Raw genomic sequence first — 14296 nt, 5'->3', positions numbered from 1 at the left:
AACTAATCATATGAAAATGTCACGTCGTGCATATGCTGAAATGTTTGGTCCAACGGTTGGTGATCGTATTCGCTTGGCTGATACAGAGCTTTTTATTGAGGTTGAGCAAGATCTAACGACTTATGGTGAAGAAGTTAAGTTTGGCGGTGGCAAAGTTATTCGTGATGGAATGGGGCAATCTCAACTTTTAGCTGATGAAGTTGCCGACACTGTGATTACCAATGCTTTGATTGTCGATTGGTGGGGGATTGTAAAAGCTGATGTTGGCTTAAAAAATGGTCGAATTTGGAAAATAGGGAAAGCTGGAAATCCTGATATTCAACCTGACATTACTATTCCTTTAGGTGCTGCAACAGAAGTGATTGCGGGTGAAGGCCAAATTTTAACGGCAGGTGGTATTGATACTCACATTCACTGGATTTGCCCACAGCAAGTTGAAACGGCACTAATGTCGGGGACAACAACAATGGTGGGTGGTGGTACGGGACCTGCGGCAGGTACTTCGGCAACGACAGTGACTCCAGGGCCTTGGCATATTGCGACCATGTTGCAAGCCATTGATGATTTACCTATGAACATTGGACTGTTAGGCAAAGGTAATTTGAGTTTGCCAGCCCCAATTCGAGAGCAAATTAAAGCTGGGGTAATTGGTTTAAAGCTGCATGAAGATTGGGGTTCAACACCAGCAGCCATTGATAACTGCTTGAGTGTGGCAGATGAGTTTGATGTGCAGGTTGCAATTCATACAGATACTTTAAATGAAGGTGGGTTTTTAGAAGAGACTCTAGCTGCATTTAAAGATCGCACGATTCATACGTACCATACCGAAGGCGCGGGTGGTGGGCATGCACCTGACATTTTAAAGGCAATTGGACAAAGTAATGTGTTGCCATCTTCAACTAATCCAACACGTCCTTATACGATTAATACCATTGATGAGCATTTAGACATGCTCATGGTTTGCCACCATTTAGACCCAGCAATTGCTGAAGATATTGCTTTTGCAGAAAGCCGTATTCGCCGTGAAACTATTGCCGCTGAAGATATTTTGCAAGACTTAGGCGCAATTGCCATGATGTCCTCTGACTCTCAGGCGATGGGTCGTGTGGGTGAAGTAATTATACGTACTTGGCAAACTGCTCATAAAATGAAAATTCAACGTGGTCCTTTAGAGGGTGATAATGAGTTTCATGATAACAATCGCGTTAAACGCTACATTGCCAAATATACAATTAACCCAGCCATTACCCATGGTTTAAGCCATGAAATTGGTTCGATTGAAGTTGGAAAACTTGCTGATTTAGTGTTATGGAAGCCTGCATTTTTTGGTGTAAAACCTTCCATGATTATTAAAGGTGGCATGATTGCAGCGGCACCGATGGGTGACATTAATGCTTCAATTCCGACACCTCAACCCGTGCATTATCGCCCAATGTTTGGTGCCTATCCGCGTGGTGTACATAACACCTGTATTACCTTTTTATCTCAAGTGGCAATTGATGAAAAAGTTGCTGAGAAACTAAATCTTAAAAAGTTAATTAGCCCATGTAAAAACACGCGTGCAATTACTAAAGCCGATATGAAGCACAACACATATTGTCCAGTCATGCATGTTCATCCTGAAACTTACGAGGTGCGGGCTGATGGTGAATTATTAACGTGTGAACCTGCAGACACATTACCAATGGCTCAGCGTTATTTCTTATTTTGATGAATTTTATAGAGATGATATGTCTCATTACTCTAGATATGAAAGAAATAAATAAGGAGAGAGAAGCTAAATGAAAATTTACACCCAACGACTTGAAGATATTTCTCCTGATCAGGCATTTGAAACGGTTGAACTGACTTTTGATACCCGCCAAAAATCCCGCTTTCGAGCGGCTTTAGCGAGTGGCATCGATATTGGTGCGGATTTACCGCGTACTGGCATTTTGCGTAGTGGTTCATATATTGCAACGCAAGAGGGCGATGTATTACGTGTTGATGCCAAGCCTGAGCGATTAATGCAAGTCACTTCTCAAACCGATTTTGATTTACTTAAAGCTGCCTATCACTTAGGTAATAGACATGTACCGTTAATGTTGACCCCTGCAGCTTTGTATTTTGAGCCTGATCATGTGCTTGCAGAAATGGTAGAAGGTTTAGGACTTACAGTTTCAGAAACTGATCATCCGTTTGAACCTGAAAGTGGTGCTTATGCGCAGCATAGTCATGATCATCGTTTAAGCCCAATCAAAGCTTTACATCATGTCCATTCATAGTGCCGCGCAATTACTGCAACTGCTGACACTGTCTTCTACGGCATTGCCAGTTGGGGCGTATTGTTATTCACAAGGGGTGGAAACGGCAATTGATATTGGCCTAATACATGACGAAACCTCAGCAATTGCTTACTTTGAAGAAGTTCTTGAAATGCTGTTAGTACGGTTTGAGTTGCCCGTATTAAAGCGTCTCATGCAGCATCATGATGACTCAGAACAGTTTCTGGTTTGGGCAAATTTGTATAAGGCAAGCCGAGAAAGTAAAGAACTTTTGGCAGAATCTCAACAGCTGGCATTTTCTTTAAATGCGTGGATTAAAGATGTTTTAAAAAAAACAGTTGAGGTTAAAAAGCAGTTTGGTTTCGTACCAGTCTATGCACAGCTTTGTGGCCGACTCGAACTCAACGAGATGGATGTACTTACGGCTTATACCTTCACTGTTTTAGAAAATCAGGTTTTAGCTGCAGTAAAAACTGTTCCTTTAGGACAGATGGCTGGGCAAAGAATTTTATGGCACTTACATGGTTTAGTACCACAAGCGGTAGAGAAAGCTTTGAAGCTTAATGACGAGCAATTGAGCAGCGCTTTACCTCGTTATGCCATGCTGAGCATGAAACACGAAACACAATATTCACGGTTATTCAGATCTTAAGTTTAGGAAAAAGGATAAAAATCATGACAGAGCGTAGTCCATTACGAGTTGGAATTGGCGGACCAGTGGGTTCGGGTAAAACAGCACTTACACTTAATTTATGTTTAGCCTTGCGTAATAAATACAATATGGCTGTGGTGACAAATGATATTTACACCAAAGAAGATTCAAACTTCTTAACCCGTAATGAGGCGATGTCACCAGATCGTATTGTGGGGGTAGAAACTGGTGGTTGCCCGCATACCGCAATTCGTGAAGATGCTTCAATTAACTTGGCTGCAATTGATGATTTGTGTGAAAAATTCGAAGGCTTAGAACTTATTATCATTGAAAGCGGTGGGGATAATTTGGCAGCGACATTTAGTCCTGAACTTTCTGATTTAACTCTATATGTGATTGATGTAGCTGGTGGTGAAAAAATTCCTCGTAAAGGTGGGCCGGGTATTACCAAGTCAGATTTACTCATTATTAATAAAACTGACCTTGCGCCAATGGTAGGTGCAAACCTTGATGTAATGGACCAAGATGCGAAACGCATGCGCGGAGAAAAGCCATTCTTATTTTCAAACATGAAAACACAAGATGGTCTTGAAGAAATTATCCAATTTATTGAGAAACAAGGGCTGTTTAAAGCTTAAGGAGAGATTATGGACTTCATGAAAAAATGGAGTGTAGCGCTCCTTTCATTATTGCCGGCTCTTGCAATGGCCCATCCGGGACATGACCATGCACATTCTGGTTTTATGGCAGGCTTTATTCATCCGTTTACCGGTCTAGATCATTTAGTCATGGCTTTAGGTTTTGGTGTCTTGTTGTGGTCAGCTGCTAAACAGTGGAAAATTGCTGGAGTCATTGCCTTAAGTACTACCTTAATTGTAGGCTTTTTAATAGGTGCTCAAGGTTTGGTACCAGTTAATATAGCTGAATACGGCATTGTTGCTTCTTTAGTTATTACAGCAATTGCTCTATGGACAAAATCAAATAAAGTTCTACCAATTGCTGCGGCTTTGCTTGCAAGTTTCCATGGTATGGCTCATGGTGTTGAGTTAGCGCACGCGGGGCATATTGTTGCATTAGTAACTGGTATGGTTGCTGGTATGGCGCTCATCTATTTGGGTGGATTGGTGTTGGGTGCTGTGCTTACCCGATATGTGCCATATGGCAAAAAAATTGTTGGCGCCTGTGCAGCAGTTGTTGCAGTGATTGGCTTAAGCTAACTAAAACCTTGCAAAAAAAAGGTAGCTTTGAGCTACCTTTTTTATTCGTTTACTTTCTGGTAAAGCCCCGCGTGAACTGTACCAGCTTTAGTGGTTTTAACTTGTTGCCATGTGGCTGGAAGATGAAGCTGAGATAAATCTCGGTCAGCTTCAACGTAAATATACCCATTTTTTTTAATATGAGTCTCGGCCAAGTTCGAGAGCTCATGCCATAAATTAAGACTATAGGGTGGATCTAAAAAAACCACATCGAACTGTTCTTTTAAGCGGGGTAGAGCTTGTTGAGCCGTTGCATTAATTAGATGACAGTTTTGGGCTTTTAATAGTTCAATATTATCTTTTAAAAATCGTGCCTGAGTTTTGTCAGGCTCAATCATATAAACAGATGCAGCACCACGTGACAGAGCCTCAAAACCTAATGCACCAGAGCCTGTACAGATGTCGAGAACTTGAGCATTTTGAATATCCCACATGAGCCAGTTAAATAGAGTTTCGCGTACTCTATCTGGGGTTGGGCGTAAGCCATCAATGCTAGCGAAAGGCAGTACTCGTCTTTTCCATTCGCCGCCAATTATACGTAATTGATTTTTCATTATTCATCGGCCTCATTGGTAGCAGGACGAGCAGGAGCAGCTTGCGGTGTTGATGCTGCTGGTTTGTTGGTGGTAGCTGTAGCCGATGCTGGACCAGAACTTTCACCGCCGCTTGGAAGTTCACCTGGTTTAATACCTGCTGTCATTAACCCGCCATTGACTTGGTGATTTGCTGGACGAATCGGGTTTTTCTTACGAGTTAATAGCCAGTAATCAAAGACAGGTCTTGCAAGTTGAGCAGCTGAACCACCATGACGACCATTTTCCCAAATGACTGCAATCGAAATTTCAGGTTTTTCAGCAGGGGCAAATCCAACGAATAAACCATGGTCAAGTTGACGTTCACTCAAGGCTGCTTCGTTATAGCGTTTACCCTGTGCAATACTCTTAACCTGTGCTGTACCTGTTTTCCCTGCAATTTGGTAGAGGGGAGTACGAATACCGCGGCCAGTACCTGATTGAATTACATCAATCATGGCATCACGCATTTGAATCCAGTCTTCATCCGTGCCGTTGAATTTGATTTTGCCATCAGGCGCATTACGTACCGTAAATGGTTTTGCACCATGCGTTGCGCGTAAAACATGAGGCGTTACATGAGAACCATGATTTGCCGTAATTGCTGTTGCCATCGCAAGCTGTAATGGAGTGGCTGTAAACGCGCCTTGACCAATACTGACAGAAATAGTTTCACCCTTCATCCATTTCGCTTTACGCGTACGCATTTTCCATTCAGGACTTGGATAAAGGCCTTCACTTTCACTTGGTAAATCGACACCTGTTTTTTGACCAAATCCAAATTGGCGCATCCATTGGTTCATTTGATCAATACCCATTTGATGGGCAAGAATATAAAAATAGGTATCACATGACATAATGATGGCTTTATGCATGTTCACGATGCCATGACCAGATTTTTTCCAGTCACGGAACTTATGTGAATCACCTGGTAGATGGAAATAACCAGGGTCAGAAATTGCCGTTGACCAGTCTACAATACCGTAGTGTAGGCCACCCATTGCTTCCATTGGTTTAATGGTAGAACCAGGGGGATATACACCCTGCACAGCACGGTTATAAAGAGGTTGGTCTAAATTGTCACGTAGTGAACTGTAGTCAGTATGACTAATTCCAGTCACAAACAAATTAGGGTTAAAACTTGGGCTAGACACTAAAGCTAGAATTTCACCTGTACGAGGATCAATAGCGACAATAGCTCCACGACGACCTGCGAGCTGCTGAGAAGCGACAACTTGTAAACCGTAATCTAAAGATAAATAGAGGTCATTACCGCGAGTAGGGTCTTTACGACCTAAATGACGTAATACATTACTATGCGCATCTGCTTCAACAGATTCATAACCGGGTGTTCCGTGCAATAGGTCTTCATAGCTTTTTTCAACACCAATCTTTCCAATTAGGTTCGTCCCAGCATATAAGTCTTTATCAATACTTTTTAATTCTTTGTCGTTAATACGGCCGACATAGCCAATCACATGAGCAAATAACTCACCGTGTGGATAATAGCGAGTCATTTGTGTCTCGATTCTAACACCCGGAAACTTATATTTGGCTTCACTAAATTTAGCAATATTGGCTTCAGTTAGATTAAGTTTAATCGCGACGCGTTCAGTTTTACGGGCAGTTTTTATACGGCTTTTAAAACGGTCAATATCTTCTTGTGTTAAATCTAAAATAGGCTGTAATTGCTCAATGACACTATCAACATCTTCTACATCTGTTTTACTTAAAGTTGCTGTAAAAACAGGATAGTTATCTGCTAGTAATACACCGTTTCGGTCATAGATATAACCACGAGCAGGCGGAAGTGGTTGTAAGCGAATTCGGTTTTTGTCAGATGCAGTCGAGAATTCGTCGTAGTGAAAAATTTGCAGGTAAGCGTATCTGCTAATTAAGACTAATAAGCAGATGGTCACGATCCCTACGGCAAAAAAGATACGACCTCGATAAATGCGCTTTTCTTGCTGGATATCTTTTAAAGGAAAGTGCTGTTTCATAAGGATCGACTTAATGACATAGGGTAGAAAAATAGCTGCTTATTCTAACGCAAGAGCGCTTAAAATATTGCACAATTTTCAAAGTTTCATTGCATTTTAATAAGATACTTTTTGACTTTGCAGACAACAAAATTGTAGATACTTGTATATAAGAAGCAAAATAATTCTGTTAAAGTCTCTCATTCAATAGAATAGGGTTGTTCTCACCATACGATTAGGGAAAATGGAGAAAATAATGAGAAAAATTTATCCCTTACTTGCAGTTTTGACAGTAAGTAGTTGGGCCCATGCTCAAGACTACTCGTTTCTTCCGGAAGCAAAATTAGCAGGACATAATGCATCTACCTGGAATGTGGGTGCAGGCGTTACTCAAAAATTATTACATCTTAACGGTGAGTGGGTAAATCCGTATGGTATTGCCTATGCCAAAGCCGGTGCATTTTTGAATGGTGACAAAACCGCTGGTGGTCAAGTTGGCTTCCGATACCCTTATTATCTTACTGGCACAGACAAAAATGGTTACTATATCGGTTTCTATGCTGGTCATCTTGATAGTAAAGAGGTCGATGGTGATTTTAAATCCCGTTTAGGTGCGGGTGTTGATTTAGCCTATGTGTGGTTAAATTCAGAAAGAATTAGCACTTTTAGTGTGGGTATCGGTGCGGCTGAAAAATTAACCGACCAGAACGGAAATGTTGCTGCAGATACGAAACCACAAATTCAATTTTCTTATTCTCTAAGTTTTGGTTTATAAAACAAAGCAGTTTATCGTTAACTCGCCATAAGCAGAGCACAAATAAATACGAGAGTCTTACATGTTAGAGTACGTCAGTGGATTGTGGCAGACCTTTTTACACAGACCTGATTTTTGGGCCGTTTTGAGTATTATTCCTGTAACGGCTTTTGTCACATGGGCACATGTGTGGATGGCTTTAAAAATGGTATTTTACCCAATTAAATTTTGGGGATTCCATTTAGGACCCTTGCCAGTAGGTTGGCAAGGTATTGTGCCACGTAAAGCAGGACGTATCTCTGGGATTATTACCGATAACACTTTATCTAAATTGGGTTCATTGCGTGAATTTTTAGAAGCAATGGATCCTGAAGATATGGCCCGTATTATTGGTGAACAAGTCGGTTTTGAACTTGAACATCTTATTGATGAAGTCATGATCGATCGTAATGCTGTGCTTTGGGAAAATCTACCTTATTCAATTAAACGCCGTATTTATGCTCAAGCACATAAGCAATTGCCGGGTGTGCTAAAAGAATTAGTGACTGAGCTGACCATGAATGTAGAGTCACTGGTTAACATGCGTGAAATGGTCGTGAGCCAGATGGAAGGTGATCGCCGTTTAATGGTACGTATGTTCTTAAAGGTAGGTCAAAAAGAAATTAACTTTATTTGGCATATTAGTGCACTGATTGGCATGTTCTTTGGTATTTTCCAAATGGTGGTTTGGTTTGTAGTACCATGGCACTGGACAGTACCATTTTGGGCTGCAATTTGGGGCTTTTTAACTAACTGGATCGCAATCTGGATGGTATTTAACCCAATTGAGCCGCATTATATTCGTTATCCACAGATTTTTAGATTAACAAAAGATCGTAAGTTTCCATGGATTGTACCAGTTCTTCGAATTGGGACTTATAATGTCCAAGGCGCTTTTATGAAGCGTCAAGAGGAAGTCTCTGATGTATTTTCGAGCGTAGTCACAGAAGATTTGATCACGTTAAAATCGATTATGACCGAAATGATGTATGGGCCGCGTAAAGATAAAACGCGCCGCATTGTTAAGCGTCATATTAACGAAATCATGGAAACTCCGTTAGTTCGCACCTCTTTACAGCTTTCTTTAGGGCCAAGAGAGTACGCAAGATTAAAGACGGACTTGATTGATCGTTCAATTGAAATTACGATGGGACCCGTATGTGACCCAGCACTGAACGCAAGCCGGGCACAGAAGATTTTTCAAATGTTTAAAGAGCGTATTCGTGAACTTACACCAAAAGAATTTCAGAATTTATTACGTCCTGCATTTCAGGAGGATGAGTGGATTCTTATTGTACTAGGTGGGGTAACCGGATTTATTGCTGGTACAATACATTTGTTTGTGGCTTTCTTATAATTCGATGTCAGGCAGGATCTATTGAAGATTAACGAGACTTTTTCTGCCGGACTTCATATTCATTGTTTTAAATGAGGATGTTTTTTATGCGCATTATTTTACTCGGACCACCTGGAGCAGGCAAAGGGACTCAGGCTCAGTTGATCTGTAAGCGCTACAATGTCCCACAAATTTCAACCGGTGATATGCTCCGTGCTGCGATTCGTGAAGGTACTGAATTAGGTCTAAAAGCTAAAAGTGTAATGGAATCTGGTGGTTTGGTTTCAGATGAACTTATTATCGGTTTAGTAAAAGAACGTATTGCTCAACCTGACTGTGCAAATGGCTGCATTTTCGATGGTTTCCCACGTACTATTCCACAAGCTGAAGCTCTGGAAAAAGAAGGGATTAGCATTGATCACGTGATTGAAATTGATGTTCCTGATGAAGAAATCGTAAAACGTCTTTCTGGTCGTCGTCAGCATCCAGCTTCTGGCCGTGTTTATCACACTGTATACAATCCACCTAAAGTGGAAGGCAAAGATGATGAAACTGGTGAAGATCTTGTTCAACGTCCAGATGACCAAGAAGAAACAATCCGTAAGCGTTTAGCGTCTTATCACACTGAAACTGAGCAATTGGTTGGTTTCTATCAAGGCCGTGCTGCTTCTGGTGAAAATGCTCCAACTTATGACAAGCTTGATGGCTTGCGTACAATTGAAGATGTACAAAAAGATTTGTTCAACATCTTAGACAAATAATTTAATATTGTTTGTGATAATGAGCCCTCTTTGTGAGGGCTCATTTCTTTCATTAGGTGCAGGAGAACAATATGAAAATCATATTGATTTTGGTGGTATTGCTGAGTCTGGCACTAGTAATATTTTTGGCTTTTCAAAGCTACAAAATGCTAAGACAGGTTCAAAAACAAGTAAAAGAAGAGCGTAATGAAAAAAAACGTCTAAAGTAAGTTTGATTGGGTATGATCCCTATACCCAACCATATTTTTAAGCTTCAATATTTTTAATGGCAATTTGCTTTTGTGCGCCAAATTCAAAGCGATCAGGCCAGTTACAGACATCTGCAACAACACATTCTGCACATTTAGGTTTACGGGCGATACAACAATAACGACCGTGTAATATGAGCCAGTGATGTGAATCTAAAATAAATTCTTTGGGAATGACTTTAATTAAGCGGTGCTCAACTTCAAGTACATTTTTACCTACGGCTAAGCCAGTTCGATTACCCACTCGGAAAATATGGGTATCGACAGCCATAGTTGGTTGTCCAAAAGCTGTATTTAAAACAACATTGGCTGTTTTACGCCCGACACCTGGTAAAGCTTCTAAATCTTTTCTGTTGCTTGGAACTTCGCCGTTAAATTGTTCCATTAAAATCTTACAGGTCTTGATGACATTTTCGGCTTTTGCGTTATAGAGACCAATTGTCTTGATATATTCCTTTAACCCATCTACGCCTAAGTTATAGATTTTTTCAGCTGTATTCGCCACAGGGTAGAGTTTATCAGTTGCTTTATTAACACTTACGTCGGTCGCTTGAGCTGACAACATAACTGCAATAAGTAGCTCAAATGGAGATGAATATTTTAACTCGGTTTGAGGTGAAGGTCGTTGTTCGCGAAGGCGTTCAAAGAAAATTTGAATCTGCTTTTTCGTCATATTCTTGACGGCCATTCAGACCTCCTGTAATTGCATGAGTTGCTGTTGAAGTTCTTCAAGTTGAAGACGTTTTTTAGCATCTTCACGTACACTGAGTTGTTTTTCCAGTTTCTTAATTTGCGTACGAATTTTCGCTAACTCAATTGTAGTTTTTGCATCAGTTGACACAACTTCTTTGGGTTTCTCGATGAGCTCAATTGAAGGTACTTCATCAAGTGCCTGAGAGAACTGGGCAAACAGTTGGGTATCAATTTCAGCACGTACTACAGGCCCTTTACGGTGAGTACGACGTTTTTCTTCGCGCTGAATGTGAGCGTAATAACGTTGTCTTAAATCATTTTGTTCAGCAATACGCTGTTGCTCATTTGGTAATGCTTGCGTGTCTTCGACCAAATCAATGCAATCTACCGGACAAGGTGGAATACATAACTCACAACCTGTACATAAGTCAGTCAAGATGGTATGCATGAGCTTACCACTTCCAATAATAGCATCTACAGGGCAAGCACTAATACATTTGGTACAACCAATACATTCATCTTCCCGAATAATCGCCTTCATTCGCTGAGGGCGCCCATCGACCTGCACAGGCCATACACTAGTTTCAGCGGTTAACACAGGACGATTTAATAGATTTGCGAGTGCATCGGCTACAGGCTGTCCACCTGGAACGCATTTATTTGCTTCTTCACCTTCAGCAATCGACTTTGCGTAGGGTAGACATCCATCACGATGTCCACATAAACCACACTGAGTCTGTGGTAATAACGCATCAATCTCGCGTATGAGAGAAATAGATGAATTCATAGTGGGCAAATAGCTTGGTTAAAACGATGCGATAATGAAGAAAAACCTAAGTAAGGTCAATGGATTTTAACGAATTTATTGGCTTTTTGATTGACCTAAAATGTAGCTAATATTGCACAATAATAGATCAATAAAAATGAAAAGATAAATGACTATTTCTTATTTTTAAGTAGTTTTTCTAAAAATAAGTTTTTGATAATTAAGATAAATAAAATAATTTAAAATAAGTATTGTTAAAATTGATGGAAAGGGATTTAATATTTTGCTGCTAAATGATGCATTTAAAAATGTATTGCACCAATTTAATTCATTACTATGCTGAGGACCGTGCATTGAAATACAACAACCTGAATGAATTCCTGAATTACGTGCAAGCGCGTGATCCGCATCAACCTGAGTTCTTGCAAGCTGTCGAAGAAGTCATGACGAGTTTGTGGCCATTTATTGAAAAAAATCCGGAATATGCAGAGCAGGGATTACTAGAACGTTTGGTTGAACCAGAGCGTGTGATTCAATTCCGTGTTTCATGGATGGATGATCAAGGCCAGACTCAAGTTAACCGTGCTTTCCGCGTTCAATACAATTCAGCAATTGGTCCATTCAAAGGTGGAATGCGTTTCCATCCGTCGGTCAATCTATCAATTTTAAAATTTTTAGGTTTTGAGCAGACTTTTAAAAACTCACTTACTACTTTACCAATGGGTGGCGGGAAAGGTGGTTCAGATTTTGATCCTAAAGGTAAATCTGATGCTGAAATTATGCGATTCTGTCAGGCACTCATGATTGAGCTTTATCGCCATTTAGGGCCAAATACGGATATTCCTGCGGGTGACATTGGTGTGGGTGCGCGTGAAGTTGGTTATATGGCAGGTATGATGAAAAAGCTGAGTAATGACACCGCTTGTGTCTTTACCGGTAAGGGAATTTCATTTGGTGGTAGCTTAATGCGTCCTGAAGCAACTGGTTATGGTACGGTTTATTTTGCAGAAGAAATGCTTAAAGCCCGTGGACAATCTTTTGCTGGTAAAACTGTTTCTGTTTCAGGTTCTGGTAACGTCGCACAATATGCGGCGGAAAAAGCAATGTTCTTAGGAGCAAAGGTTGTTACCTTGTCGGACTCAAACGGCACAGTTTATTTAAAAAATGGTTTTACAGATGAGTTACTTGCTGAAGTAATGGAACTAAAAAACGTTAAACGTGGTCGTATTTCCGAGTTTGCTTCTAAACATGGTTTTGAATATTTTGAAGGAAAAACGCCTTGGCATATTCCTGTCGATATTGCTTTGCCATGTGCTACGCAAAATGAATTAACAGGTGAGGACGCTAAAACACTTATTTCTAACGGTGTCATTTGTGTAGCTGAAGGCGCTAATATGCCATCTACACTTGAAGCAGTTGAACATTTTATTGAAGCTAAAATTTTGTATGCGCCAGGTAAAGCATCTAATGCGGGTGGTGTGGCAACTTCTGGTTTAGAAATGTCTCAAAATGCAATTCGTTTAGGCTGGACCCATGCTGAGGTCGATGAACGTTTACATGCAATTATGAAAGACATTCATGCCAACTGTGTAAGATATGGTACTAAAGAAGACGGTAGTGTGAACTATGTAGACGGTGCCAATATTGCAGGTTTTGTAAAAGTTGCTGATGCAATGCTTGCTCAAGGTATTTTCTAAGATAGAAATAAAAAATCCGATGCATAAGCATCGGATTTTTTTAGTCTAAAAACTTATTTTTTAGGTTTTTTAACTAACTCTTGTTCTACAACCATATCTAATACATCTGCTTGACTAGATTGGTCTGCAGCTGGGTTTTTCACTTCAAAACGTTTTACACGCAAAATTACGCGTTGGTCCGGTTTATGTTCAAACCCTTCGATTTGACCGTAATATAATGACCAGTTTTTGTCAGCGTAAGTTTTAACACCTTTGTCATCATATTTAATTTCACGAACTTGCATACAAGTTTGTGGCGCAACACCAGTACAAGATTTAGTTTCTGGAGCAACTTCTAGGAAAACTGTTTTTCCTTCAGATTGATATTTTGCTTCAGGTGTCATTTTACCAGTGAAAGTATATTTCTGACCTTGAGCATCAGATACTGTCAATGTTGGTTGATCAACATTTGTAGTATTGAGTTCAAACGGAACTGCACGTTTTTGGAAGAGGCTGCTAGAGAACTGTTCCTGTTTCATTAAAGCAGGTTCACATGCCATCATTGTCGACATTACGTCAGCTGTTACAATCGTATTATTTTCAACTTTCCAAGTTGTTCCTTGGCGGTTACAACCTGTTGCGATAGATAAACGATCATTTGTAAAGTTAAGAACGATTGGCTTTTTAGTATTTTCAGGCTGATATGACCAAGAGTAATCTGTTAAAGCTTGAGTATTAACTGCTTTTTGACCTTGGAAAATGTGTTTTTGACCAGTTTTATCTGTCACCGTTAAAATCACCTGACCATTAGTGTTGCTAATTTCAATTGGTAATTTTGCTTCATTAAAGATGCTAGTAGAAAGTTGTTCTTGTTTCATTAAATCATCTTGGCAAGCCATCATCGTTGAAACAAGATTAGAAGTAACAAGTTGGTTGCCTTCAACTTTCCAAGTACCGCCTTGGCCATTACAGCCCGTATTAATGGCTAATTTACCATCTGCATTAAAGTTAAGAATAAGTGGTTTAGAAGCTTTTACATTTTGATAAGTCCATGCATATTCACCTAAAGTGGTTGCAAGGTTTTGTTGTTGCTCAGAAACAATTGGAGCAGGAGTATTAGTAACTGTTTGACACGCCATCAAAGAAAAAGGTAATAACGCAAGAATTAAATATTTAATTTTCATTTAAAAACTTCAAGTAAAAAAACAACAGTAATAAGCTTAAAACATTCTTAAAAAAAGAAAATGTAAACATTTGATTGTTTCGGTTTTTAAAATGTATAAGTTTGTAAATTATTCTA

15 protein-coding genes are annotated in these 14296 nt (G+C 39.9%); 10 read left to right on the top strand and 5 right to left on the bottom strand.

The window, feature by feature from the left end:
- Positions 1-10 precede the first annotated feature (10 nt).
- The 5 genes from ureC to MKL51_RS15480 all read left to right on the top strand — a co-directional run bounded on the left by ureC (position 11) and on the right by MKL51_RS15480 (position 4133).
- Positions 11-1711: an urease subunit alpha gene (ureC, locus tag MKL51_RS15500; RefSeq protein ID WP_005802933.1), complete on the top strand. Its 1701-nt coding sequence runs from the start codon at positions 11-13 to the stop codon at positions 1709-1711.
- A gap of 70 nt (positions 1712-1781) precedes the next feature.
- Positions 1782-2264 (top strand): urease accessory protein UreE, encoded by a 483-nt coding sequence (ureE, locus tag MKL51_RS15495; RefSeq protein ID WP_005802931.1) that lies wholly within the window; start codon positions 1782-1784, stop codon positions 2262-2264.
- Entirely contained in the window at positions 2251-2916 is a 666-nt protein-coding gene (locus tag MKL51_RS15490) for an urease accessory protein UreF (protein WP_005802929.1), read from the top strand. The genes ureE and MKL51_RS15490 overlap by 14 nt, the downstream gene beginning before the upstream one ends.
- Positions 2917-2939: 23 nt before the next feature.
- Positions 2940-3554 (top strand): urease accessory protein UreG, encoded by a 615-nt coding sequence (gene ureG, locus MKL51_RS15485; RefSeq protein WP_002117800.1) that lies wholly within the window; start codon positions 2940-2942, stop codon positions 3552-3554.
- Between the two features lie 9 nt (positions 3555-3563).
- Positions 3564-4133 carry a HupE/UreJ family protein gene (locus MKL51_RS15480; RefSeq protein ID WP_005802927.1) on the top strand — a complete coding sequence of 190 codons (570 nt, stop codon included), beginning with the start codon at positions 3564-3566 and terminating at the stop codon, positions 4131-4133.
- A gap of 41 nt (positions 4134-4174) precedes the next feature.
- Here MKL51_RS15480 and rsmD read toward each other — a convergent pair whose 3' ends face one another.
- Together rsmD and mrdA are read right to left on the bottom strand one after the other, a co-directional pair.
- Positions 4175-4726 carry a 16S rRNA (guanine(966)-N(2))-methyltransferase RsmD gene (rsmD, locus tag MKL51_RS15475; protein ID WP_005802925.1) on the bottom strand — a complete coding sequence of 184 codons (552 nt, stop codon included), beginning with the start codon at positions 4724-4726 and terminating at the stop codon, positions 4175-4177.
- Complete coding sequence (gene mrdA, locus MKL51_RS15470) at positions 4726-6744, bottom strand: penicillin-binding protein 2 (RefSeq protein WP_107908833.1); 2019 nt, start codon at positions 6742-6744, stop codon at positions 4726-4728. Before mrdA ends, rsmD begins: the two co-directional genes overlap by 1 nt.
- A 235-nt stretch (positions 6745-6979) precedes the next feature.
- Here mrdA and MKL51_RS15465 point away from each other — a divergent pair, with 235 nt between their 5' ends.
- From MKL51_RS15465 to MKL51_RS15450, 4 genes are all read left to right on the top strand, one after another.
- Positions 6980-7498, top strand: coding sequence for a hypothetical protein (locus MKL51_RS15465; protein WP_002117557.1), 519 nt, complete (start codon positions 6980-6982; stop codon positions 7496-7498).
- A 61-nt stretch (positions 7499-7559) separates the two neighbouring features.
- Positions 7560-8873, top strand: a complete 1314-nt coding sequence (locus MKL51_RS15460) for a membrane protein (protein ID WP_005070566.1) — start codon at positions 7560-7562, stop codon at positions 8871-8873.
- An 86-nt stretch (positions 8874-8959) separates the two neighbouring features.
- Complete coding sequence (gene adk, locus MKL51_RS15455; protein ID WP_002117671.1) at positions 8960-9613, top strand: adenylate kinase; 654 nt, start codon at positions 8960-8962, stop codon at positions 9611-9613.
- A gap of 71 nt (positions 9614-9684) precedes the next feature.
- On the top strand, positions 9685-9822 hold the full coding sequence (locus MKL51_RS15450) for a hypothetical protein (RefSeq protein WP_329618766.1): 138 nt from the start codon (positions 9685-9687) through the stop codon (positions 9820-9822).
- A 37-nt stretch (positions 9823-9859) separates the two neighbouring features.
- On the opposite strand, the gene nth is transcribed toward MKL51_RS15450, so the two are convergent.
- Together nth and MKL51_RS15440 are read right to left on the bottom strand one after the other, a co-directional pair.
- A complete protein-coding gene (nth, locus tag MKL51_RS15445) occupies positions 9860-10549 on the bottom strand; it encodes an endonuclease III (RefSeq protein WP_002117539.1) in 690 nt (229 codons plus the stop codon).
- Positions 10550-11341 carry an RnfABCDGE type electron transport complex subunit B gene (locus MKL51_RS15440; protein WP_005802914.1) on the bottom strand — a complete coding sequence of 264 codons (792 nt, stop codon included), beginning with the start codon at positions 11339-11341 and terminating at the stop codon, positions 10550-10552.
- A 272-nt stretch (positions 11342-11613) separates the two neighbouring features.
- Here MKL51_RS15440 and gdhA point away from each other — a divergent pair, with 272 nt between their 5' ends.
- Positions 11614-13017, top strand: a complete 1404-nt coding sequence (gene gdhA / locus MKL51_RS15435; RefSeq protein WP_017398662.1) for an NADP-specific glutamate dehydrogenase — start codon at positions 11614-11616, stop codon at positions 13015-13017.
- Between the two features lie 53 nt (positions 13018-13070).
- On the opposite strand, the gene MKL51_RS15430 is transcribed toward gdhA, so the two are convergent.
- Positions 13071-14180 (bottom strand): META and DUF4377 domain-containing protein, encoded by a 1110-nt coding sequence (locus tag MKL51_RS15430; protein ID WP_005802909.1) that lies wholly within the window; start codon positions 14178-14180, stop codon positions 13071-13073.
- Positions 14181-14296 lie beyond the last annotated feature (116 nt).

The organism is Acinetobacter sp. AOR18_HL (assembly GCF_027855145.1).
Taxonomy (GTDB): Bacteria; Pseudomonadota; Gammaproteobacteria; order Pseudomonadales; family Moraxellaceae; genus Acinetobacter; species Acinetobacter pittii.
The sequence above is the reverse complement of the archived record's forward strand: the minus strand, read 5'-3'. Positions and strand labels throughout refer to the sequence as shown.

Excerpts from the sequence above, each read along its gene's own strand:
- ureC (WP_005802933.1), top strand. The coding sequence starts at position 11 with ATGAAAATGTCACGTCGTGCATATGCTGAAATGTTTGGTCCAACGGTT.
- ureE (WP_005802931.1), top strand. The coding sequence starts at position 1,782 with ATGAAAATTTACACCCAACGACTTGAAGATATTTCTCCTGATCAGGCA.
- MKL51_RS15490 (WP_005802929.1), top strand. The coding sequence starts at position 2,251 with ATGTCCATTCATAGTGCCGCGCAATTACTGCAACTGCTGACACTGTCT.
- ureG (WP_002117800.1), top strand. The coding sequence starts at position 2,940 with ATGACAGAGCGTAGTCCATTACGAGTTGGAATTGGCGGACCAGTGGGT.
- MKL51_RS15480 (WP_005802927.1), top strand. The coding sequence starts at position 3,564 with ATGGACTTCATGAAAAAATGGAGTGTAGCGCTCCTTTCATTATTGCCG.
- rsmD (WP_005802925.1), bottom strand. The coding sequence starts at position 4,726 with ATGAAAAATCAATTACGTATAATTGGCGGCGAATGGAAAAGACGAGTA.
- mrdA (WP_107908833.1), bottom strand. The coding sequence starts at position 6,744 with ATGAAACAGCACTTTCCTTTAAAAGATATCCAGCAAGAAAAGCGCATT.
- MKL51_RS15465 (WP_002117557.1), top strand. The coding sequence starts at position 6,980 with ATGAGAAAAATTTATCCCTTACTTGCAGTTTTGACAGTAAGTAGTTGG.
- MKL51_RS15460 (WP_005070566.1), top strand. The coding sequence starts at position 7,560 with ATGTTAGAGTACGTCAGTGGATTGTGGCAGACCTTTTTACACAGACCT.
- adk (WP_002117671.1), top strand. The coding sequence starts at position 8,960 with ATGCGCATTATTTTACTCGGACCACCTGGAGCAGGCAAAGGGACTCAG.
- MKL51_RS15450 (WP_329618766.1), top strand. The coding sequence starts at position 9,685 with ATGAAAATCATATTGATTTTGGTGGTATTGCTGAGTCTGGCACTAGTA.
- nth (WP_002117539.1), bottom strand. The coding sequence starts at position 10,549 with ATGGCCGTCAAGAATATGACGAAAAAGCAGATTCAAATTTTCTTTGAA.
- MKL51_RS15440 (WP_005802914.1), bottom strand. The coding sequence starts at position 11,341 with ATGAATTCATCTATTTCTCTCATACGCGAGATTGATGCGTTATTACCA.
- gdhA (WP_017398662.1), top strand. The coding sequence starts at position 11,614 with ATGATGCATTTAAAAATGTATTGCACCAATTTAATTCATTACTATGCT.
- MKL51_RS15430 (WP_005802909.1), bottom strand. The coding sequence starts at position 14,180 with ATGAAAATTAAATATTTAATTCTTGCGTTATTACCTTTTTCTTTGATG.